Genomic DNA, 22312 nt, shown 5'->3' with positions numbered 1-22312 from the left:
GGTCGATGGGCGTCCCGACCGTGGGCTGCATCGTGAACGGCGCGCTCAGGGCTTCCAGCGTCAAGGTTCAATCAACGGACGGACTGCAATCGAGCGATCAAGTCGCTATTGCGGCAATAGGCCGGTGGATGATCGGCATGCGCGGTTTCGTCGAGCCAGGCGGCGCATTCGTCCTGGTGGCCGCAAGACCGGCACCGATCGACGGCACGACTGGTGACGGCTGCGTGATCAGCCACAACTTTCAGCTGCCTCTCGACGCCCATCTTCTGCATCATGCGTTCCATCAAGGCGGTTCTAGCGTCAGCCCCGAGCAGATATTCGAGAAAGCTCATGTCGCTACACTCCTCAGACCGCGAATCATTGCCATGTCAGGCGGCGTGCGACATTGATCTCGATCAACGAAAGAGCCCGTCTGCGTTAGCGGACCTAACTGTCTCGAGCGACCAGTATGGGCGCTCGACCTGACCAGGAGAGCGGCTGGCCGATCGCGACCCGCTCGCCATGGCTATCGGCTGGTCTGTGCCATCTGCCGCTCCGGTCGCCATGATCGCAAAGTCAATTCGAAAACAGGCGGCTGATATCGCTCTCGCCAATCAGCGAGCGCGTGATGCCGCCAAAGGCCCATTCCCTGAGTCGGCTGTGACCGTAGGCGCCGCAGACGATCAGATCGGCGTTGACAGAGCGGGCAAACGCCATCAGCCCCTCGCCATGCGCGGCACCGGCGACCACTTCGGTTCGCGCCATGATGCCATGCTCCTCCAGAAACACCGCGACGTCGGCGAGGCTGTCTCGAACATCCGTTCCCGGGGCGGCTTCCATTGTGGCGACTACAACCTCTTTGGCCTTGGCAAGGAGCGGCAAGGCATCGGACAAGGCCCGTCGTGCTTCCCGGCTGTCCTTCCAGGCGACCAGCACGGTTTTCCCAAGCAGGTGTTCGGCATTGCCCGCCGCAACCAGCACCGGGCGACCGGCCCCAAGCACCAGGCCGCCTACATCGAGGGCTCGGAAGACATCGTCGCTGCCGTTGGCGGTCACGATGAGATCGGCTGAACGGGCTGCCAGCCCCAAAGCGCGAGTCGGACCGCAAATATGCTGTTTCCATTCGCTGCTGATGGAGTGCGGGACGAGCTTCTCAAAGCTATCGCACAGCTCGGCAAGACGCTTCTCGATCTCCTGCCGTTTGACCTGCATGACCTCGCCTTCATAGACCAGGCCTTCACCCGTGGTCACCAAGGGCGGAACGTCCGCGGCAGCGAAGCCGACAAGGTGAGCGTCAAAGCGATGCGCCATTTCTGCCGCAAGCTTCACGATTGGCGCGGGATCCGCATCGACGGCCAAGTTGACGACAATCGTTTTGTAGGACATGCGGCACCTTCAGGAGATGATGATCGATTGATGAGTGCCATTCCGCGAGGTGCATGACCTTGATGCTAGTCAAACTCCGGTAGCTCCATGTTTGCGAATGCCTGCGTGAATGCTAAACCATCGATCGCCAGTGTTCCTTCAGATGCAGAATGGATGTGACCCAGAAGAACCCAGCTTCCGCGGAAACCATCGCCGAAGCGGCCGCTTCGCCTGACGGCGTGTCGCGAGCTGGTGATTTGCCGGAACGTGCGCTGCTTGCATCGATGTTCGAGCAGGCGCCGGGTTTCATGACTTTGCTCAGGGAACCGGGGCACGTATTCGAGCTGGCGAATGCCGCCTACGAGCGAATGGTCGGCCAGCGAAACATCCTTGGCAGATCGATGCGCGAAGCCTTTCCCGATCTCGAAGGCCAAGGCTTCTTCGAATTGCTGGACCGCGTCTATGAGACCGGCGAACCCTATGTTGGCCGAAGCGTCAAGGTCGTCTATCGGAACGTCGAAACGGGCGTTGCGGAAGAACGCATCCTCGACTTCGTCTATCAGCCCGTCAGGGCGAAGGACGGCCGGATCACGGCGATATTCGTTCAAGGCACGGACGTCAGCGAGCTGTCCTTCGCCAATGCCGCGCTGCAGATGCGAGAGGATCACCTGCGTTCGATCCTGGCGACGGTGCCCGATGCCATGGTCGTCATCGACGAGAGCGCCAATATCCAATCCTTCAGCACCGCCGCGGAAACATTGTTCGGTTACAAGGCCAGCGAGGTCATCGGCCAAAACGTCAAACTGCTGATGCCCTCACCGTACAGGGAAGAGCATGATGCATACATGCAGCGTTACCTGACGACCGGTGAGCGGCGCATCATCGGGATAGGCCGCACGGTAACCGGGATGCGCAAGGACGGGTCGATCTTTCCGATGGAGCTCGCTGTCGGCGAGATGCATCCGGGGACAGGCCGCTTCTTCACCGGCTTCTGTCGCGACCTGACGGAACGCCACAAAACCGAAGCCAGGATGCAGGAGCAGCAGCAGGAATTGCTGCACATGGCGCGTTTCACCGCGCTCGGCGAAATGGCCTCGACATTGGCGCATGAGATAAACCAGCCGCTGACGGCCATTACGAACTACCTGAAGGGCAGCCGGCGCCTGCTCGAGAAAAGCAACGACGAGAACGCGGCAATGTTGCGGGAGGCTGTCGGAAAGGCCGCGGAACAGGCTTTGCGTGCCGGCGACGTCATTCGTCGTCTCAGGGACTTCGTTGCCAGGGGTGAAAGCGAGCGCCAGGTCGAACACTTGCCATCGCTTATCGAGGATGCCTCATCGCTCGCTCTAGTCGGCGCGAGGGAGGCCGACGTACGCGTCACATACGATCTCGACCCGGCGGCCGAGCTGGTTCTGAGCGATCGAATTCAGATCGAGCAGGTGCTGCTCAATCTCATGAGAAACGCCGTGGAGGCTATGCAGGGCATGCCGCGCCGGGAGTTGCGCGTCTCTACGACCTCTCGACATGACAGGATGGCAGAGGTCGGCGTGATCGACACCGGGCCTGGGCTGGCGCCGGAGGTCTCGGCCCAACTCTTCCAGCCCTTCATTACCACGAAGAAGCACGGAATGGGCGTGGGACTGTCTATTTGTCGCACTATCGTCGAGTCGCATGGTGGTCATATTTGGGCGGAGTCGATGCCCGATGGCGGAACGGCCTTCCGCTTCACTTTGCGCGCGGTAGAAAAGGAAGAGGTCGCTGGTGGCCAGTGATATCGTTCATGTCGTCGACGATGATGTCGACGTTCGCAAGTCGCTGGGTTTCCTGCTCGCGACAGCTGACTTTGCCGTGCGCCTCTACGAATCGGCAACCGCATTCCTGGCGACAGAGCCGAAGGAGCTCGAGGGTTGCATCGTCACCGACGTGCGCATGCCCGGCATCGACGGCATCGAGTTTCTGCGGCAACTGAAGACCCGTGGCCTTGGCGTGCCGGTGATCGTGATGACCGGGCACGCCGACGTCGCGCTGGCCGTCCAGGCGATGAAGGAGGGCGCCGCCGATTTCATCGAAAAGCCTTTCGACGACCAGGTGCTCATTGATGCGATTCGTTCCGCCTTGGACAATCGCAGCGAGCCCATTGCGACACATCCGCAATCAACCGATATCCGGAAGAACCTTGCCACTCTTTCGGAGCGCGAGCGCCAGGTGCTCGACGGGCTCGTCTCCGGCTTGCCGAACAAGACGATTGCCTACGATCTCGGGATCAGCCCGCGCACGGTCGAAATCCATCGTGCCAACGTCATGAGCAAGATGGGAGCGGGCAGCCTCTCGCATCTGGTACGGATGGCCTTGATCGCTGAGCCCAAACATTAAGAAAAGTTTGCCGCGGTTCCGTCCGGAATTGCCGCTCTAGATGTGCCGAAAAGTGTGGAGCGGTTTTCGGACGACATCATGCTCTATCTCTTTGATTTAGACATGGTTCCAACCGAGGCGGTACTGTCTTTTGGCAGATCCCAGTCGCGCCAGTGGGTCGGCCGGATATCGACGCGAATGCCGGTAACGGCATTCCGCCACCCCTCCCGGTCCTTTTCGCAGGGAAATATTACGGCGTGCAAGCCTTCCTCGTCCAGAACGGCTAGTTCGAGACTGCGGCCAAACGGAGCGCTTGCTATTGGATTCCACATCCAGCCAGCGTGGGTTGAAATGGGGTCCGGCGCTTTGATTTGAATCAGTTTTAGACGGCTTATGTCGAGGAACCTGCCTACCCATGAGGCATCCGCGCGCCTCCCAATTTGACATAGCTCAAAGCGGCGCCTTCCCCTGTTTCGTAGGTTGACGTCCCAGCGGATCGAGCCCGTCGGGTCCGCGGCGTCACTTCCCGCACAGGAGCTCGACATGAACTATCAGCGGTTCTTCGAGGATGCGATCGACCAGCTCCACGCCGAGCGTCGCTACCGCGTTTTCGCCGACCTGGAACGCATTGTGGGCAAGTTCCCGCGCGCCATCTGGCGTTCCAACGGCCGCGCCCAGGAAATCACCGTATGGTGCTCCAACGACTATCTCGGCATGGGCCAGAACGCCGATGTGATTGCCGCCTTCCAGAACGCGGCCGGCAAGATGGGCTCGGGCGCCGGCGGCACCCGCAACATTTCCGGCACCTCCAACCCGCTGGTCGAGCTCGAGCAGGAGCTCGCCGACCTGCATGACAAGGAAGCAGCGCTGGTCTTCACCTCCGGCTTCGTCTCCAACGAGGCCTCGATCTCGACCATCGCCAGGCTTCTGCCCAACTGCCTGATCATCTCGGACGAGCTCAACCATGCCTCGATGATCGAAGGCGTGCGCCGCTCGGGCGCGGAAAAGAAGATCTTCCGCCACAATGACGTCGCGCATCTGGAAAGCCTGCTGCAGGCCGCGGGGCGCGAACGCGCCAAGCTGATCGTCTTCGAAAGCGTCTATTCGATGGACGGCGACATCGCGCCGATCAAAGAGATCGTCGAGCTCGCCGAACGCTACAACGCCATGACCTATATCGACGAGGTCCATGCGGTGGGCATGTACGGGCCGCGTGGCGGCGGCATCACTGAGCGCGAGGGCCTGGCCGACCGCATCGACATCATCGAGGGCACCTTGGCCAAGGCCTTCGGCACGCTTGGCGGCTACATTGCCGGCACCAGCGCCGTCATCGACGCGGTGCGCTCCTATGCGCCGGGCTTCATCTTCACCACCGCGCTGCCGCCGGCCATCGCCGCCGCCGCCACCACCTCGATCCGGCATCTCAAGCGCTCGCAGGCAGAACGCGACGCGCAGCAGCGCCAGGCAGGCAGGACCAAACAGGTGCTTGCCGCGGCCGGGCTGCCGGTGATGGAAACGGCCACGCATATCGTGCCGGTGCTGGTCGGCGACCCCGAACTTTGCAAGATGGCGAGCGACCGGCTGCTTGGCGTGCACGGCATCTACATCCAGCCGATCAACTATCCGACGGTGCCGCGCGGCACCGAGCGGCTGCGCATCACGCCCACACCCTTCCATTCGGATGCGCTGATCGCCCAATTGCAGGATGCGCTGGTCGAGACCTGGGATGCGCTGGGCATTCCCTATGCCGGCTCCGGCCGTCCCGCCGTCGCCAAGAGCGACCGGATCATTCCACTGCTGGTGAGCAACGCAGGCGGCTAGATCCAGGGCGAAAAACTTGATCCGACGCAATGCGCGAAGGTGTCCAGCACGCGAACATAGAAACAGAGCCACCGGAACGACGATGAAGGTGGCCATCCGCGCGTTGAAGCGACGTTCCCCACGAAAGCCGATCGCATGATCAGACGCGCAGCATCTTCCTCATGTGTTCTTCAGCATCGTCATCGTGCAGGCCGCGAGGCGTCGGAGGCACTGATGGCCGGGCATCGATCATGATGCTTTTGCCCGGCTAGGGCATGATGCCGAAAAGTGTGAGGCGCTATTCGGGCGACATCATGCTCTATTGGTACCGCTGTGAGCGGCTCCTTTTTCGGTGCATTGATCGAGATCAAATTCTTCCTGTCACAATTGGTCATATGTCTTGCGATCAGGCGCTTAAGGTGAATTCCGCTCGATGAAAAATGCCGTCGCGAGACTTGTCGACACGTGCAACGCCGAAAGAAGCAAGGGATCGGACTTTCCCACGATCTGGAGGAATGTGCTGAAGGCGCACCCTTGCGTGCGCGGACAACCCGTTCAGGACAGTGCAGAGAGCGGCCCTATTTTGCGGGTCCCCCTGATTACCGGCCAGTTCCTCGTGTTCCTGGGTTCGCATTTCATCCTGTTATGAGCTGAGTACCAAAGCGTCCCTGTATTTTGACTTTCGCGCTCGCGGTCATGCCTTGCGTTCCTGCAGGATGTTGCCGCCGTCCACGACGAGAACGGCGCCGTTGACATAGCTGGCTCCGTCGGACGCCAGGAACAGCACGGCCGCCGCGACTTCCTCGGGGCTGCCGGCGCGGCCAAGCGGCGTGTTGCGGGCAGCGGTCAGTTCCTCAGGCGTCGAGGCGCCCGTCGCGATCCATCCCGGCGCCACGGCATTGACGGTGACGCCGCTGCGGCCGACCTCCAGGGCAAGCGCGTGTGTCAGGCCGATCATGCCGGCCTTGGCCGCGGAGTAGGCGGCCTCGCCTTCATTGGATACGTAGGGCCCGGTCACCGAGGCCATGTTGACGACGCGCCCATGGCCGCGCCGCACCATGCCGGCCAGAAATCCGCGCGTGCTTAAGAACGCAGTTTTCAGGCTGACATCGATGCCGCGATCCCAATCGCTTTCTGTGAGATCGAGAAACCGCCGCTGCAATGCCGGCTGGGCGATGGTGCCCATCCCGGCATTGTTGACGAGGACGTCGATCTCGCCGGCCTCGGAGCGTAAACGATCGACATCGCCCGACAGCGTCAGGTCGGCCATGAAAGCGCGGATATCGAGCCCCTCCGCCCGCAGTTCCGCCGCGCGTTGCTCGACGCGAGCGGACGAAGCGGTGATGGTGACCGAAACACCGGCCTCAGCCAACGCCCGCGCGGTCGCGATGCCGATGCCGTCGGCGGCGCCCGCGCCGGTCACCAACGCCCTGCGGGATTTGCGAAACACGATCATTTGCCCTCCAGGATGCCGATATGCCGGCGCGGCCAATCACAGCCGCGACGAACCGAACCGGCTCAATAGCCGGCGCTGACGCCGAAATCGATCGAAAGAGCGGCCCCGGTGATCGGCGCCGCGCCCGGCTGGCACAGATAGTGGATGAAGGAAGCAATCTCCTCCACCTGGATGAACCTTGCCTTGTCCCCTTGCGGATAGTGCCCAAGGAGCCGGCGCTTGTAGCCGTCGGGGTCGTCCGCGCCATAGGTCTTGGCCTGATATTCGATCATCGGCGTTGCCGTGTCGCCGGGACAGACTGCGTTGACCCTGATGCCTTGCGGGGCGAGTTCCAGCGCGAGAGCTTTGGTTAAGAGCACCAGTCCGCCCTTCGAAGCGCAATACACGGCCGCCCCGCTGTTGCCGACAATGCCGGCATCGGACGCAATGTTGACGATCACGCCCTGCGGCGCCGACAGATGCGGTATGGCTGCCGAGATCAGGAAGAAGGCTCCCTTGAGATTGACGTCCAGCACCAGGTCCCACTGGTCTTCCTCGACCTCGCGTGCCGGTCCCTCGAGCCAGACCCCGGCGGCGTTGACGAGAATGTCGATCGCACCGCCCCACTCCCTGGCCTTGCCCACCACGTCGCGACAGGCAGCGACGGAGCGGATATCGAGCGGCAAGCCGATCGCGTCCGCCCCGGCCGCGGCAATCTTCGCCACGGCGCCGTCGAGCTTGGAGCCGGAAAGATCCGCGAGCACGATCCGCTCGGCGTCAGCGGCGAAACGCAGTCCCGTCGCCAGACCCATTCCTCCGGCGCCGCCGGCGATCAGAACCGTCCTTCCAGCCATTCGATAATCTCCGAAACGCAGCTCGGCAAAGGCAACCACGTCATTGAGCCATGTCGCATGGACCAGCCAGGCAAAACAATGATCTCAGCAGGCGATCATCCCAGCTCGAGCGTCGTGACGCCGAAAACCGTCGACTGGTCGTTGCCGGGCTTGCCGCCCTTGTACATGCGTGTCGTCGTGAAGCCCGGAACCATGCCGGCGGCCTGCAGCATGGCGGTGAATTGAACCTGGCCGGCCGGCACGTCGATATGCATTGCCTCATTGCCGATCCTGCTTGAAAGGTCCGCCATCAGGGCCAGGGCCAGGTCCGTCCGATCTGCGAACAGCGGCCCGACCTTGAAACCCTGCCTGCAGCGGCGCGCCACGCCGTGCCCGGCAGTGCCGTCCGATCCGGCTGAGAGCAGCGCAATCCGCGGCGGCCGCAGCCACTCGCCAAGGAAGGTTTCGCGCGGTGCTGGAAAGCACTTGCGATCGTAGGCGAAAATCCCAGCCGTGTCGCCGGCCGTCACGGGTCTTGTCTTGCCGCCCTCGGGCAAGCCGGATGGACCGCCGCTGTGGCGGACGGTCTCATAGGCAGGCACGAAGCCCATGCGCTGGTAGTTGGCCCGCTGCTCGGCCACCCCGTCGAGACCGATGATACGATTGCCCAGACGCGCCATGCCGGCGTCCCAGACCGCCTTGCCGTGACCTTCGCCACGCCGGTCGGGCCGGCAGATGTAGAGGCCGATGAAGCCGAAGCCGGGGCCGTATGCGACGGCCGAAATGCCGGCCACCATCTCGCCGCCGACAAAGGCGCCGATGAACCCTTGTGGATCCGCCGCCCGAAACGCGGCGGCATCGCCGGTGCCCGGATTCCAGCCTTCCTCCGCTGCCCAGCCAACAAGCGTTTCCACCTCGCTGGCGGCCAGCGTCCTGATTGTTCTCGGCATCGTTTCACTCAGGGTTGGCCATCACCGACCAGGATAGGCCGCCCTCCGCAGGCTGCAAAGGGCTGCGCGATTCCTCGTCACGTTATCGATCGGCGTCCGACCGGCGCGGCCGACGCCAGGGCGCATGTGTTGGAGACCGTCGCGATGGCCCGACAGAATGCGGCATCCTCGAAGCGCGTATCCTGCAGGATTGTCCGCGGATCGGCACCAGGGACGGAGCCCGGCCCCGGGAAGCTCTCCCCGCAGCCCCGATGGCGCGGAACCTATGCCCACCTGGCGGGACTCGTCAATTCAACGCAGGAGCTGCGGGCCAGACGGCTTTCCCGAACCGATGCAAAGAGTTAGCAACGAATTCACGGCCTGATCGTTCGTTGTTCCAATGGGCAACTGGACACAACCGGCGAAGACTGGGAATCTTCATTTGTCGTTGCTTGGAATCGCATGGAGTACCATAGGAAATGCCGCTGAGTGCCGCAGAGATCGCCCGTCATCCGGCAGCGCTTCGCGGTGTCCAGGAGCAGTCCAAAGCGCTCATCCATATTTATCAAACGAGCCCGCGGCTGGCTGCCGTGTTCGCCACCCAGCAGCGCTGGCTGCTCGCCCACGTCGGCTTGGCTTTGCATTTCCGGCGCGATCCCAACGATCGCCGTACCGACATGACGATGGCGCGTTTCATCGACGTCGTGCGCCGCAATTCCGTGGCCAGCCGCAACACCGCCGAGGCCTTCGTCAAGGAGATGCTGCACTACAATATCGCCGAATATATTTCGGCCAGCGGTGATGGTCGCGCCCATCCGTTGCGGGTCACGGCGGGCACCATAGAGACCTTCACCGGCTGGATTTACGCGCATCTGAGAACGCTCGACCGCATAGATGGCGCCAACCGGCTGGAAAACCTCCTCGAGCGACCCGAGATGCTGCCCACCTTGCAGCCGCTGATCGCCGATGGATTGCTGGCCAGCGGCGCAGTGCGGGAGCCTGGGCAGACTTTTTCATTGTTTATCTGGCTAAATAACGGCGGCATCATCATGGACTGGCTGATGTCCGGTATCGATCCTGAGGATGTTCATCTCGACAGGATACCGACCGGCGTCATCTCGGTCAGTGAATTCGCCCACTGGCTGAAGCTCTCACGCACCCATCTGGCGCGCAAACTGTATGATGCCGAGGCGCTCGGCAGCATCGGCTGGATCGGCCAGCGCGGCCATTCCGTGATGTGGGTTTCAAGGGCTTTCTTCGACGAATACATGGCCGTCCAGGCAGCCAAGCTCGCCGTCGTCGACGAGGCCTTCGAAGCCTGTATCTCAGCTCTGAAGAATCGCTGACCGTCAAAACTCCGCGCGCCGCGCGCAAGACCGGTACCCGCGCTGGCGGGCGCCGCGCAGGCGGTCAAGCTCGCCATCATCGACGCGGCTTTCGCCGCAAGCACGACGCAGGCGACGGGCTGACCGCTTCTATCAAGCCTTCAGGATCGCGGAAAAGCGCGGATCGAAGGCCCGGCTGATCGGCTCTGCCGCGGCGCCGACCGCGATCGCCCAGGGATCGGTGGTACCGAGTTGCAGCCGTGGCAGGCGCCGGACCGGGCGATCCGCGATCGACGGCAGCAGCGGATGCATGGACCGAAGCAGGAGCCGCGCGAGTGCTTCGGGCGCGCTGGAGGTGAGGATGACGGTTTGCGGATCGAAGATCGTTTCGATCAGATGCACGCTCCAGCGCAGGTCGGACGCGGCTCTTTCGACCCAGCCCATGACCCGCGGATCCTGCGCAAGCGCCAGTGCGCCGAGCGTCTCGTAAAGCCCCCGCTCGGTGGGGTCGAGGCCGAGATGCTGATAGAGCGAGGCCAGCGACGCACGGTGTTCGAGCGGCGTGGAACCGGGGCCGGCCGGCGAAAGCAGCGCCATGCCGACCTCGCCCGCATTGCCGTTGCCGCCGCTATAGAGCTCGCCATTGAGGATCAGCCCGGCGGCTATGCCGTAACCGACATAAAGGCAGACGGCGTGATCGACGCCATGCGCCGCGCCGACGATCCGCTCCGCCGTCGCGGAGGCCGCCGCGTCGTTCTGCAGGCCGACATCGAGCCCCGTGCCGGCCGCAAGCGCCTCCACCAGCGGAAATTGCTGCCAGGCCGGCATCATCCATTTGTTGTCGGGGTTCTTCAGCCCGAACGGTCCCGGCATGGCGACGCCCAGTCCGACCAGCCGCCGCTCGGACTGGGCAAACAAGGAAGCCAGCTCGCGCCTGACGTGGTCGACCAGGCCGAGGATGATCCTGACGCCCGCCGAAGGCTCGTCGAACGGCAGCCCCGCCTCGGCGCGCGCTATCACCTTGCCGACGAGGTCGACCACCACCACGCGTGTCAGATGCCGGTCGATCTGCAGCCCGATGGCGAAGGCCCCTTCCGGAACCAGCCGGTAGGGCGTGAAAGGTTGCCCCCTGCCCTTGCGCACCGCATCCAGCGCCACGACCAGGCCATCGCGTTCGAGATCCTCGATGATATTGGAGACCGCCTGCTTGGTAAGCTGCGTCGCCCGCGCCAGGTCGGCGCGCGAAAGCGCGCCGTTGAGCCGCAGCGCCTCGATCATGACGCGGCGGTTATGGGCGCTCGTTCCCTCTTGGTTGGTGCCGCTTTTGGCACGGATCGGGCTGATTTCGTGCACCGTCGTTTCCCCTCTTGACTCCATTAAAGGATTGATCGACTAATTAAGTCAAGCGAATTGACTTAATAGGTGAGACCTCCGCGGTTCTTAAAAAAGACGGCAAAAGCTTTCGAGCTCCGCCGCACGCCGTTGGGGATGGATCCGGTCAGACGCGATGCGAATTCGAGAAAGCGGCACAGCCTTGGCCGCCCACTCGCAGCCGTCGAAAATGGGAGAAAGACAAATGCTGAAATCGATCGGTAAGACACTTCTGGGCGCGGTGTTCGTTGGCGGGCTGCTCGTCCCCCACGCCTTTGCTGAAACCACCTTGAACGCGCTCTTCATGGCGCAGGCCGCCTATAGCGAGGCCGACGTGCGCTCGATGACGGAGGCCTTCACCAAGGCCAATCCGGACATCAAGGTCAACCTCGAATTCGTTCCCTATGAAGGCCTGCACGACAAGACCGTGCTCGCCCAAGGATCCGGCGGCGGCTATGACGTGGTGCTGTTCGACGTCATCTGGCCGGCCGAATACGCGACCAACAAGGTGCTGGTCGACGTGTCGTCGAAGATCACCGACGACATGAAAAAGGGCGTTCTGCCCGGGGCCTGGACCACTGTCCAGTATGACGGCAAGTACTATGGCATGCCGTGGATCCTCGACACCAAATACCTGTTCTACAACAAGGAAATCCTGGAAAAGGCCGGTATCAAGGCGCCGCCGAAGACCTGGGAAGAGCTCGGCCAGCAGGCCAAGAGCATTCAGGACAAGGGCTTGCTGAAGACGCCGATCGCCTGGAGCTGGTCGCAGGCCGAAGCCGCCATCTGCGACTACACCACGCTGGTCAGCGCCTATGGCGGCGACTTCCTCAAGGACGGCAAGCCCGACTTCCAGAACGGCGGCGGCCTCTCGGCGCTGAAATACATGGTCGACAGCTACAAGTCGGGCCTGACCAACCCGAACTCCAAGGAATTCCTGGAAGAGGACGTGCGCAAGGTCTTCGAGAACGGCGACGCCGCTTTCGCGCTGAACTGGACCTACATGTACAACATGGCCAATGATCCGAAGGACTCCAAGGTCGCGGGCAAGGTCGGCGTCGTGCCGGCGCCGGGCGTTGCCGGCACCAGCGAGGTCTCGGCTGTCAACGGCTCGATGGGCCTTGGCGTCACGGCGGTGTCGAAGCACCAGGACGAAGCCTGGAAATATATCGAGTTCATGACCTCGCAGGCGACGCAGAACCAGTACGCCAAGCTCTCGCTGCCGATCTGGGCCTCGTCCTATGACGACCCGGCCGTCACCAAGGGCCAGGAAGAACTGATCGCCGCCGCCAAGCTCGGTCTTGCCGCGATGTATCCGCGCCCAACCACGCCGAAATACCAGCAGCTGTCGACGGCGCTACAGCAGGCGATCCAGGAATCGCTGCTCGGCCAGGCGACGCCGGAAGATGCGCTCAAGACCGCTGCCGAAAACAGCGGCCTCTGATCTGGCGTTCCTCCACGCGGGCGGCCACGAGCGCCGCCCGTGCTATTTCTGACCGGATGACAGGAGAGAGGCGCCTCTGATGTCGGGCACCTGGATGACGACGCGTGCGTGGCTGTTGATGCTGCCGCTTCTGGTGATCATGGTGGCCGTCATCGGCTGGCCGTTGGTCGATACTGTCAGGCTTTCCTTCACCGACGCCCAGCTGGTCGGTACGGCGGGCAACTATGTCGGCTTCGACAATTACACCAAGATGCTGACGAGCTCGAATTTCACCCGCACGCTCTCGACCACCACCTGGTTCGCGGTCATCTCGGTCGCCGCCGAAATGGTGCTCGGCGTGCTTGCGGCGCTGCTGCTCAATCAGGAATTCCGCGGCCGCGCCGTGCTGCGCGGGCTGATGATCCTGCCCTGGGCGCTGCCCACCGTCGTCAACGCGACGCTCTGGCGGCTGATCTACAATCCCGAATATGGCGCGCTGAACGCGGCGCTGACGCAGCTCCATATCATAGACGATTACCGCTCCTGGCTAGGCGAGCCGGGAACGGCCCTGGCGGCGCTGATCGTCGCCGACTGCTGGAAGAATTTCCCGCTGGTCGCGCTGATTGCGCTCGCCGCCCTGCAGGCGGTGCCGCGCGACATCACCGCCGCGGCGCTTGTCGACGGCGCCGGCCCGTTCAACCGCTTCCGCTTCGTCATCCTGCCCTATCTTGCAGGCCCGCTGATGGTGGCGCTGGTGCTGCGCACCATCGAGGCGTTCAAGGTCTTCGACATCATTTGGGTGATGACACGCGGCGGCCCGGCCAACAGCACGCGCTCGCTGTCGATCCTGGTCTACCAGGAAGCCTTCTCCTTCCAGCGCGCCGGCTCCGGCGCCTCGCTGGCGCTGATCGTCACCCTGCTCGTCACCGTGCTCGCCGTCGCCTATGCGACGCTGGTCAAGAAGACCGCCGGGAGCGCGGCCTGATGGAACGCAAGAGCCCTGTCTTCACCGCTTTCGTCTATGCCTGCGCCATCCTGCTCGCCGCCGTGATCCTGGCGCCGCTCGCCTGGCTTTTCGTCATGAGCATATCGCCGGCCGCCGACCTCGCCGCCAAGCCGCTGCGCTGGTGGCCGCAGGCCGCCGACTTCTCCCGTTACGCGCAGCTTCTATCGAGAGCCGAGAACAGTGCCGGCGCCGCCTTCACGTCATCGCTGCGCAACAGCCTGGAGGTCGCCGGCATGGCGACGTTCGCCGCTGTTGTCCTTGCCGTGCCGGCCGGCTGGGCCGTTTCACGCACGCCTTCGGTCGGCTGGTCGCTGTCGATGGTGATCGCCACCTACATGCTGCCGCCGGTTGCGCTCTCCGTGCCGCTTTACATGGGTCTCTCCTATCTCGGCCTGCTCAACAACGTCTTCGGCTTGGCGCTGATCTATCTGACGATCCTCGCGCCCTTCACCACCTGGCTGATGAAATCGGGTTTCGATTCCATCCCGCGCGAGATCGAGGCCGCGGCGATGATCGACGGGGCGGGACTGCTCCAGACCTGGCGCATCATTACCTTGCCGCTGGCCGCGCCCGTGGTGGCGACGTCGGCGCTGTTTGCCGTGCTGCTTGCCTGGGACGAGTTCTTCTATGCCCTGCTCTTCACCTCGGACCAGCGGGCAAAGACGCTGACGGTCGCCATCGCCGATCTCGCCGGCGGCCGCGTCTCCGACTACGGACTGATCGCCACCGCCGGCGTGCTTGCGGCCTTGCCGCCCGTGCTGATCGGCCTCGTCATGCAACGCGCGCTGATCTCGGGTCTGACCAGCGGCGGAGTGAAAGGATAATCATGATTGCGCAAAAGAACCGCCCGGCAGGGCTTGTCGCGATCGACCGCGAGATGGCGCGCCAGCATCAGGACGCGCTAGCTTCCTTCGAGAATAACACGGATGCCGCCACCGAGGTCGCCGCCTCGATCAGGAAGACCGGCCGGCTCATCCTGCTCGGCATGGGCGCCTCGCACGCCGTCGCCCGCGCTGTCGAGCCGCTCTATCGCGCGCGCGGCATCGACGCCATCGCGCTGCCGCTGTCGGAACAGCTTGGACAGCCGCTGCCGCTTGAAGGCAGGACGGTGATCGTCACCTCTCAATCCGGCGAAAGCGCCGAGGTGTTGCGCTGGTTTGCCGAGACCGGCGATCGCACGGAAGCCTTCGGTCTGACGCTGGAGGCCGGCTCGTTCCTCGGCCGCACAGTGCCTTGCCTCGTCGGCGCCGGCGGTAGCGAGCTTGCCTTTGCCGCGACCCGCAGCCTGACCGTGACCTTCGCCCTGCATCTCGCCATCCTGACTGCGCTAGGCGACGATCCCGCCGGCGCGCTCGCCGGGCTCAAGGCGCCCCAGACGGTCGAGATCGATGCCGCGCTCGCGGCGCTGAGGATGGTCACGACCATTGTCACTTCCGGCCGCAAGCTTCAAGGCGTGGCTGAAGCCCTTGCGCTCGGCTTCACCGAACTGTCGCGCCTGCCTTGTTTCTCGCTCGAAGGCGGTCAGCTGCGCCACGGGCCGATGGAGATGCTGGGTCCGAGCATTGGCGTCGTGCTCTTCCGCGGCGACGACCCGACCGCCGACCTCGTCACCGCCATGGCCGTTTCAGTGGTCGAGACCGGGGCGCCGCTGATCGTGTTCGACGCTTCGGGCAAGCCGCCGGTCGCAGGCGCCGTCACATTGAGGTTCAAGCCCGCGTCCGGGCTGGCGGCGATCTTTGCCATGCTGCCGGTGGCGCAGCGCCTGATGATCGCCTTCGCAGATTCCCGCGTCGAGAATGCCGGAACGCCGGTGCGCACCACCAAAATCACCAGGAGCGAATGATGCGGCCGCTCGCGGTGATCGGCAACGTCAATGTCGACCTGATCGTCGGGCCGGTCGCGCCCTGGCCGAAGGCGGGCACGGAGACCGTCGTCGATCATGACGACCTGCGGGTCGGCGGCCAGGCCGGCAATACGGCGCTTGCCTGGCAGGCGCTGGGCGTCGATTTCGACATCGCCGCCAATCTCGGCGACGACCAGTTCGGGCGCTGGCTGCGCGAGGCATTCGGGAGTCGTGCCGCGAGATGGCCGGTCCACGCGGAGGGCACGACGCTGTCGGTCGGCATGACCCATCCGGACGGCGAACGCACCTTCTTCACCACTCGCGGTCACCTGCCGCGCTTCAACCTCGACGACGTGCTTTCGGTTCTGGATGGCAATCGGCTTTCCGGCGGCTATGCGCTGCTTTGCGGCTCCTTCCTGACCGACGACCTGACGCGCCAGTACGAGGCTTTTTTCGACTGGGCGGAGGCACACCGTATCGCCGTCGCGCTCGACACCGGCTGGCCGATGGACGGCTGGACGGCGCAAAATTGTGCCGCGGCGCGCGCTTGGCTGTCGCGTTGCGAGCTTGCGCTCTTCAATGAGGTCGAGACGACGACGCTGGCGGGGTTGAAGGACCCCACGGACGCGGCACGCAAGATCCGCGACGGCATGAAAAAAGCCGCGACCGTGATCGTCAAGCGCGGACCCGAAGGCGCAATCGCTGTCGGCCGGGACGGCCAGCTCATCGATGCGACCGCGCCACGCGTCAACGTCGTCGACACGATCGGCGCCGGCGATGTCTTCAACGGCGCCTTTCTAGCGGCGCTTGCTCGGGAGCACGCTCTGGCACGTTGCCTTGCAGCGGCTGTTCAGGTGGCATCGCGGGCCATTTCCACCCTGCCCCGCGACTATGGCGGGCCGATTTTCTTCGAGGAAGCCATCCATGAGCGCGCTTGAAATCCGCGATATCCGCAAGAATTACGGCAGCGTCGAAACGCTGAAAGGCATCGACATCGCGCTCGAGAACGGTGAGTTCCTGGTGCTGCTGGGCTCCTCCGGCTGCGGCAAGTCGACCTTGCTCAACATCATCGCTGGTCTTGCCGAGGCGACCAGCGGCGACGTGTTGATCGGCGGCCGCTCGGTGCTTGGCGTGCATCCGAAGAACCGCGACATCGCCATGGTCTTCCAGTCCTACGCGCTCTATCCGAACCTGACGGTGAGCCGCAACATCGGCTTCGGGCTGGAGATGCGCAAGGTTCCCGTCGCCGCGCGCGACAAGGCGGTGCGCGAGGCGGCGAAGCTTTTGCAAATCGAGAACCTGCTCGACCGCAAGCCCGGGCAGCTCTCCGGCGGCCAGCGCCAGCGCGTCGCCATCGGCCGCGCGCTGGTGCGCAAGCCGCAGGTCTTCCTGTTCGACGAGCCGCTCTCCAACCTCGACGCCAAGCTGCGGCTCGAGATGCGCACCGAGCTGAAGCGCCTGCACGAGATGCTGCGCACCACCGTCGTCTACGTCACCCACGACCAGATCGAGGCGATGACGCTGGCGACCCGGATCGCCGTCATGCGCGACGGCCGCATCGAACAGCTCGGCACCCCGGAAGAGATCTACAACCATCCGGCGACGCTCTATGTGGCAGGCTTCGTCGGCGCGCCTGCGATGAACATGCTGGAAGCGGTTGTCGAGGACGGCAAGCTCGCCATTGCCGGCACGGATGCGCGGCTGGCGCTGCCGGCGCGCTACGCCAACTCAGGCCGCGACGGTGCTCAGGTCATTGCCGGAGTGAGGCCGGAAGCGCTCCGGCTTGGGCCGGGCAGCGGCGCCGATCTGGCGCTGCCGGTCGAGATCGACGTCGTCGAACTGACCGGTCCCGAACAGGTCACCACGGCCCGGATTGGCGCGCAGAATTTGACGGCGACCTTGCCGCCACGCGCCCGAGTCGCCAAGGGTCAGCCATGCGCGTTCGTCTTCGATGCGGACGCGCTCCGCCTCTTCGATCCGGCCACCGGCAAGGCTTTCTGAGCGATCGCCCGCCTTCCGCCGCATGGCCTGATCGATAGTCGGGCCGGGTCAGCTCGCGAGCGAGGCTGACCCGTCGCTTCGTCCTCAATCGATGTCGAACGACACGCCCTGCGCCAACGGCAGCGCTTTCGAATAGTTCACCGTGTTGGTGGCGCGGCGCATATACGCCTTCCAGGCATCCGAGCCGCTCTCGCGGCCGCCGCCCGTCTCCTTCTCGCCGCCGAAGGCGCCGCCGATCTCGGCGCCCGAAGTGCCGATATTGACGTTGGCGATGCCGCAATCCGAACCATCGACGCCGAGGAAACGCTCCGATTCCTGCAGGTCGCGCGTGAAGATCGATGACGACAGGCCGGCGCCCACCGCATTGTGCTGCTCCAGCGCCTCGTCGAAATCGGAGTATTTCATCACGTAGAGGATCGGCGCGAAGGTCTCTTCCGTCACCGGCGAGACCTGGGCAGGCATTTCGACCAGTGCCGGATGCACATAATAGGCGTCCGGATGGCCGTTCTCGACGCGCGTGCCGCCGGTCACCTTGCCGCCATGCGCTTCAGCCTCCTTCAATGCCTTCTGCATGTTGTCGAAGGCCGCCTTGTCGATCAGCGGACCGACCAGCGCCTTGCCTTCCAGCGGATTGCCGACCGAGACGGACTGATAGGCCTTCTTCAGCCGCGGCAAGAGCGCGTCATAGACGCTGTCATGTACGAAGAGGCGCCTCAGAGTCGTACAGCGCTGGCCAGCCGTGCCCATGGCGCCGAAGGCAATCGCCCGCAGCGCCATGTCGAGATCGGCGGTGGGCGTGACGATGCCGGCATTGTTGCCGCCGAGCTCGAGCACGGCGCGGGCAAAACGCTTGGCCAGCCTGGGGCCGACCTCGCGGCCCATGCGCGTCGAGCCGGTGGCTGAGACCAGCGGCACCTTCGGATGGTCGACCAGCACCTCGCCGGCGGCGCGGTCGCCGATCAGCACCTGCAGCAGCCCCGCCGGCGCATCGGTGCCGAAACGCTTGGCGGCGCGCTTGAAGATCGCCTCGCAGGCAAGCGCCGTCAGCGGCGTCTTTTCCGACGGCTTCCACACCACCGCATCGCCGCAGACGAAGGCCAGTGCCGAATTCCAAGACCAGACAGCAACCGGAAAATTGAAGGCCGAGATCACGCCGACGACGCCCAGCGGATGCCAGGTCTCCATCATGCGATGTCCGGGGCGCTCGGTGGCGATGGTGAGGCCATAGAGTTGCCGGGAGAGACCGACGGCGAAATCGCAGATGTCGATCATCTCCTGGACTTCGCCCAGCCCCTCGGACGGGATCTTACCGACCTCGATCGATACCAGCCGGCCGAGCTCGTCCTTATGCGCGCGCAACTCCTCGCCGAGCAGGCGCACCAGCTCGCCGCGCTTCGGCCCCGGCACCAGCCGCCAGGCCTGGAAGGCCTTGTGCGCGGCATCGATGGCCTTGCCGGCGTGGGCGGCCGAGATCGACTTCAGCGCCGCGACCTGTTCGCCCGTCACCGGACTGCGCACGATCAGGTCGCCCCCCGAAAGCGCATCCTTGGCGACGCCCAGCTTCTCAAGAAGTGAAGCGGTTTCCTTCGCTAACGTCATTTTTGTCCCTTTCATATCCCGCCGCTCATGGGACGGGCGTGGAAGCCATGCGCCATGTCCGTGCCGTCGGGCACAGCCGGGCGCTTTCATGGCGTGGCATTACGCGTTTCGGGGGAAAACCGCTACCCCGGCATGGTCCAAGGCCGGATTGCGAAATTGGGCCAGACGGCGAAGCCGGATCAGCGCGCTTTTTGGAAGGAAGACTTCTCAGTGCTTTCCTTGATCAGCCGGTCGATATGCATGCGGATATGCGCCGCCTCGGCCGCGGTGTTGGCCAGGGCGATGGCGCGGTCGAAGGCGACACGCGCCTCGTCGTTGCGCCCAAGCTGCATCAGCAGCCCGCCCCTCAGCCCGAAGAAGTGGAAATAGCCCGACAGCCGCTCTTCCAGCGGCTCGATCATGGCAAGCGCGGCTTCCGGGCCGCGCACCTTGCTGACCGCGACGGCGCGGTTGAGCGTTACCACCGGCGACGGCTGCATCTGCTCCAGCAGACCGTAGAGCAAGTCGATCTCGGTCCAGTCGGTATCCTCGGCCGTCGCCGCCCTTGCATGCAGCGCCGCGATCGCCGCCTGCACCTGATAAGGGCCGGGCTTGCGGTGGCGCAGCGCCTTGTCGACCAGCGCCAAGCCCTCGTCGATCATCTTGCGGCTCCAGAGCGAGCGGTCCTGATCCTCGAGCAGCACGATCTCGCCGTCTTCGTCGAAGCGCGCCGGTGCCCGCGCATGCTGGAGAAGCAGCAGCGCCGTCAGCCCCATGATCTCAGGTTCCTGCTGGAACAGCCTGAGCAGCAGCCGGGCGAGCCGGATCGCCTCCTCGCACAGCGGCGCGCGAGCCGGCGCCTCGCCGCCATTGTTCGAATAGCCCTCATTGAAGATCAGATAGACCATTGCTGAGACCGCGGCGAGGCGCTCGGAGCGCTCGACCGCGCCCGGCGTCTCGAACGGCACGCCGGCATCGGCAATGCGCGCCTTGGCGCGGGTGATACGCTGCTCCATGGCGCTCTCGCCGACCAGGAAGGCGCGCGCGATCTGCTTGACGGTGAGGCCGGACACGATGCGCAGCGCCACCGCGATCTGCTGCGTCGCCGGCAGATCCGGATGGCAGCAGATGAACAGAAGCCGCAGGATATCGTCGCGATAATGCGCGCCGTCCAGCCGCTCGGCCATATCGCCTTCGGCATCCTCGAGATCGGAAATCTGGTCCTCTTCCGGCATCGGCGCCTGCTTGGCGCGCTTGCGCACGGCGTCGATCCCGCTGTTGCGTCCGACGAAGATCAGCCAGGCCGCGGGATCGCGTGGCGGCCCGTTCTTCGGCCAGTTGTTGAGTGCCCTCAGGCACGCGTCCTGGAAAGCCTCTTCCGCGGCGTCGAGGTCGCGGAAGTAGCGCAGCAGCGCGCCCATCGCCTGCGGACGGGCATTGCTGATCGCGGCGTTTATCCAGGCGAGTTCCGTCATACCGCGACCTTTGTCGGATTGAAGACCGAAACCGGCCGGATCTCGTAGGAACCGCCGCTCGGATTGACTTCGGAAAGCTCGCGCGCGAATTCGACGGCTTCGTCGAGATCGTTGCATTCGAGCGTGTAGAAGCCGAGGAACTGTTCCTTGGTCTCGGCGAACGGACCGTCGAGCACGATGGACTCGCCTTTGACCTTTCGCAGCGTCGTGGCCGCCGTCGTCGGCAAAAGGCGCGCCACCGGCCCCAGCCGGCCCGCCTTGGCGTATTTGTCCTGCACGTTGAGGAGCTTTGCCATGACCTCGTCGTCCTGTTCCTTGCTCCAGGAGCAGACGACGTCTTCGGAGGCGTAGCAGAGGATGGCGTAAAGCATGGCAGGTCCTTTCCGTATCAAAGGACGCGACACTAGGACCCTTCCCGACACCAGGTCGATAAAAAAATTTATCGAGGGATCACTGACTTGACGGTCTTCGCAACCGCCTGTCAGGCGCCGCGCGCCTGCAGCCATCTGAGCACCAGCGTTTCTTCCTCGTCGAGGCCGGGTATGACGCGCTTGTGCTTATTGGCTTCGGCCATTTCGTCGAGCAGGCGTCCGTTGCTCCACGCCTCGAACACCAGCGGGTGGATGTAGCATTTGCGACAGACGGCACGGGTGTTGCCCAACCGCTCGGCGACCTTGTCGACGATGCTGTTCGTCACCCGTTTCCGCAGCGCCTGGCTTTCCGGCAGTTCGGTCTGCGCAAACAGCGAAGCGGCGTGGATGGTGCCGCCCCAGGTGCGGAAATGCCTCGAGCTGAATTCGGCGCCGGAAGCCTCGCGAATGTAGCGGTTGACGTCCTCCGAACGCACCGGCCGCCGGTCGCCATCCTCGCCGAGATATTGGAACAGCTTCTGCCCGGGCAGGTCCTGGGCGCCGCGCACGATCTTGGCGACGCGGCGATCGGCCAGCTTCAACTTCCATTCCTTGCCCGACTTGCCCTTGAAGGCGAAGCGCAGGCTGGAGCCCGTGATCTCGACATGGCGGTCGCGCAGCGTGGTCAATCCGAAACTCTTGTTGTCGCGCGCATAGGCCGCGTTGCCGATGCGGATCATGGTGTTGTCGAGCAACCAGACCACCGAGGCGACGACGCGCTCCATAGGCAGCCCGTGGCGGCGCAGATCGGCATCGATCTGCCGCCTGAGGGCAGGCAGGCTTTGCGCGAAGGCGACGAGGCTGGAATATTTGACGCCGTCGCGTTCCTCGGTCCATTGCGGGTGATAGCGGTACTGCTTGCGGCCGCGCTGATCCCGGCCTGTCGCCTGGATATGGCCGTCCGGATCGGGCGATATCCATACATCCGTCCAGGCCGGCGGAATGACGATCGCCTTGATGCGGGCAAGTGTCTCCGCGCTGACCTTGCGCCCGTTCGGACCGACATAGGAAAATCCCTTGCCTTTTCTCAATCGTCGGACGCCGGGATCGGTGTCGCTGACATAGCTGAGCGACGCGCGCTCGGCCGAATCCTGCGCACCGTTCCTTACTGTTTCCTCGCTCCGCGTTGAACGGTGCGAGGACAATTGTGAATGCTGCAACATGCCGGCTCCGCGAAATTATCCGTA

General features: G+C 64.1%; 20 protein-coding genes. 10 read left to right on the top strand and 10 right to left on the bottom strand.

Annotated features, from left to right (window positions below; genetic code table 11):
• Nucleotides 1–71 precede the first annotated feature (71 nt).
• A complete protein-coding gene (locus FJ419_RS07120; RefSeq protein WP_140632174.1) occupies nucleotides 72–332 on the bottom strand; it encodes a DUF6455 family protein in 261 nt (86 codons plus the stop codon).
• A gap of 223 nt (nucleotides 333–555) precedes the next feature.
• Nucleotides 556–1365, bottom strand: a complete 810-nt coding sequence (locus tag FJ419_RS07115; protein ID WP_140688866.1) for a universal stress protein — start codon at nucleotides 1363–1365, stop codon at nucleotides 556–558.
• Between the two features lie 263 nt (nucleotides 1366–1628).
• On the opposite strand from FJ419_RS07115, the gene FJ419_RS07110 reads away from it, so the two are divergent.
• The 3 genes from FJ419_RS07110 (at nucleotide 1629) to hemA (ending at nucleotide 5517) form a co-directional block, all read left to right on the top strand.
• Entirely contained in the window at nucleotides 1629–3116 is a 1488-nt protein-coding gene (locus FJ419_RS07110; protein ID WP_281405820.1) for a PAS domain-containing sensor histidine kinase, read from the top strand.
• Entirely contained in the window at nucleotides 3103–3717 is a 615-nt protein-coding gene (fixJ, locus tag FJ419_RS07105; RefSeq protein WP_140632180.1) for a response regulator FixJ, read from the top strand. Before FJ419_RS07110 ends, fixJ begins: the two co-directional genes overlap by 14 nt.
• 522 nt (nucleotides 3718–4239) lie before the next feature.
• Nucleotides 4240–5517 carry a 5-aminolevulinate synthase gene (gene hemA / locus FJ419_RS07095; RefSeq protein WP_140688864.1) on the top strand — a complete coding sequence of 426 codons (1278 nt, stop codon included), beginning with the start codon at nucleotides 4240–4242 and terminating at the stop codon, nucleotides 5515–5517.
• 673 nt (nucleotides 5518–6190) lie between these two features.
• Here the strand turns inward: hemA and FJ419_RS07090 are convergent.
• The 3 genes from FJ419_RS07090 to FJ419_RS07080 form a co-directional block, all read right to left on the bottom strand.
• Nucleotides 6191–6952: an SDR family NAD(P)-dependent oxidoreductase gene (locus FJ419_RS07090; RefSeq protein WP_140688862.1), complete on the bottom strand. Its 762-nt coding sequence runs from the start codon at nucleotides 6950–6952 to the stop codon at nucleotides 6191–6193.
• Between the two features lie 62 nt (nucleotides 6953–7014).
• Entirely contained in the window at nucleotides 7015–7785 is a 771-nt protein-coding gene (locus FJ419_RS07085) for an SDR family oxidoreductase (RefSeq protein ID WP_140688860.1), read from the bottom strand.
• 95 nt (nucleotides 7786–7880) lie between these two features.
• Nucleotides 7881–8714 carry a GNAT family N-acetyltransferase gene (locus tag FJ419_RS07080; protein WP_140688858.1) on the bottom strand — a complete coding sequence of 278 codons (834 nt, stop codon included), beginning with the start codon at nucleotides 8712–8714 and terminating at the stop codon, nucleotides 7881–7883.
• A gap of 458 nt (nucleotides 8715–9172) precedes the next feature.
• On the opposite strand from FJ419_RS07080, the gene FJ419_RS07075 reads away from it, so the two are divergent.
• Complete coding sequence (locus FJ419_RS07075; protein ID WP_140688856.1) at nucleotides 9173–10039, top strand: hypothetical protein; 867 nt, start codon at nucleotides 9173–9175, stop codon at nucleotides 10037–10039.
• 132 nt (nucleotides 10040–10171) lie between these two features.
• Here FJ419_RS07075 and FJ419_RS07070 read toward each other — a convergent pair whose 3' ends face one another.
• Nucleotides 10172–11371, bottom strand: coding sequence for an ROK family transcriptional regulator (locus tag FJ419_RS07070; RefSeq protein WP_140688853.1), 1200 nt, complete (start codon nucleotides 11369–11371; stop codon nucleotides 10172–10174).
• A 223-nt stretch (nucleotides 11372–11594) separates the two neighbouring features.
• Here FJ419_RS07070 and FJ419_RS07065 point away from each other — a divergent pair, with 223 nt between their 5' ends.
• From FJ419_RS07065 to FJ419_RS07040, 6 genes are all read left to right on the top strand, one after another.
• Complete coding sequence (locus tag FJ419_RS07065) at nucleotides 11595–12833, top strand: extracellular solute-binding protein (protein WP_140688851.1); 1239 nt, start codon at nucleotides 11595–11597, stop codon at nucleotides 12831–12833.
• 79 nt (nucleotides 12834–12912) lie between these two features.
• Complete coding sequence (locus tag FJ419_RS07060; protein ID WP_140688848.1) at nucleotides 12913–13797, top strand: sugar ABC transporter permease; 885 nt, start codon at nucleotides 12913–12915, stop codon at nucleotides 13795–13797.
• Nucleotides 13797–14642 (top strand): carbohydrate ABC transporter permease, encoded by an 846-nt coding sequence (locus FJ419_RS07055; RefSeq protein WP_140688846.1) that lies wholly within the window; start codon nucleotides 13797–13799, stop codon nucleotides 14640–14642. The genes FJ419_RS07060 and FJ419_RS07055 overlap by 1 nt, the downstream gene beginning before the upstream one ends.
• A gap of 2 nt (nucleotides 14643–14644) precedes the next feature.
• Complete coding sequence (locus tag FJ419_RS07050; protein ID WP_140688844.1) at nucleotides 14645–15661, top strand: SIS domain-containing protein; 1017 nt, start codon at nucleotides 14645–14647, stop codon at nucleotides 15659–15661.
• Nucleotides 15661–16599 carry a PfkB family carbohydrate kinase gene (locus FJ419_RS07045; protein ID WP_140688842.1) on the top strand — a complete coding sequence of 313 codons (939 nt, stop codon included), beginning with the start codon at nucleotides 15661–15663 and terminating at the stop codon, nucleotides 16597–16599. Before FJ419_RS07050 ends, FJ419_RS07045 begins: the two co-directional genes overlap by 1 nt.
• Entirely contained in the window at nucleotides 16586–17662 is a 1077-nt protein-coding gene (locus FJ419_RS07040) for an ABC transporter ATP-binding protein (RefSeq protein WP_140688840.1), read from the top strand. The genes FJ419_RS07045 and FJ419_RS07040 overlap by 14 nt, the downstream gene beginning before the upstream one ends.
• Nucleotides 17663–17746: 84 nt before the next feature.
• Here FJ419_RS07040 and FJ419_RS07035 read toward each other — a convergent pair whose 3' ends face one another.
• From FJ419_RS07035 to FJ419_RS07020, 4 genes are all read right to left on the bottom strand, one after another.
• Nucleotides 17747–19261 (bottom strand): aldehyde dehydrogenase family protein, encoded by a 1515-nt coding sequence (locus FJ419_RS07035; RefSeq protein ID WP_140688838.1) that lies wholly within the window; start codon nucleotides 19259–19261, stop codon nucleotides 17747–17749.
• A 179-nt stretch (nucleotides 19262–19440) separates the two neighbouring features.
• The gene (locus FJ419_RS07030; RefSeq protein ID WP_140688835.1) at nucleotides 19441–20715 is read right to left on the bottom strand and encodes an RNA polymerase sigma factor; all 1275 of its coding nucleotides are present in this window, start codon (nucleotides 20713–20715) and stop codon (nucleotides 19441–19443) included.
• Entirely contained in the window at nucleotides 20712–21086 is a 375-nt protein-coding gene (locus tag FJ419_RS07025; protein WP_095766415.1) for a YciI family protein, read from the bottom strand. The genes FJ419_RS07030 and FJ419_RS07025 overlap by 4 nt, the downstream gene beginning before the upstream one ends.
• A 110-nt stretch (nucleotides 21087–21196) precedes the next feature.
• Complete coding sequence (locus FJ419_RS07020) at nucleotides 21197–22288, bottom strand: DNA topoisomerase IB (RefSeq protein WP_140688833.1); 1092 nt, start codon at nucleotides 22286–22288, stop codon at nucleotides 21197–21199.
• Between the last annotated feature and the right edge of the window lie 24 nt (nucleotides 22289–22312).

The organism is Mesorhizobium sp. B2-6-2 (assembly GCF_006440615.1).
Lineage (GTDB): Bacteria > Pseudomonadota > Alphaproteobacteria > Rhizobiales > Rhizobiaceae > Mesorhizobium.
Note: the sequence above shows the minus strand (reverse complement) of the source record. Positions and strands in the feature narration are given on the sequence as shown.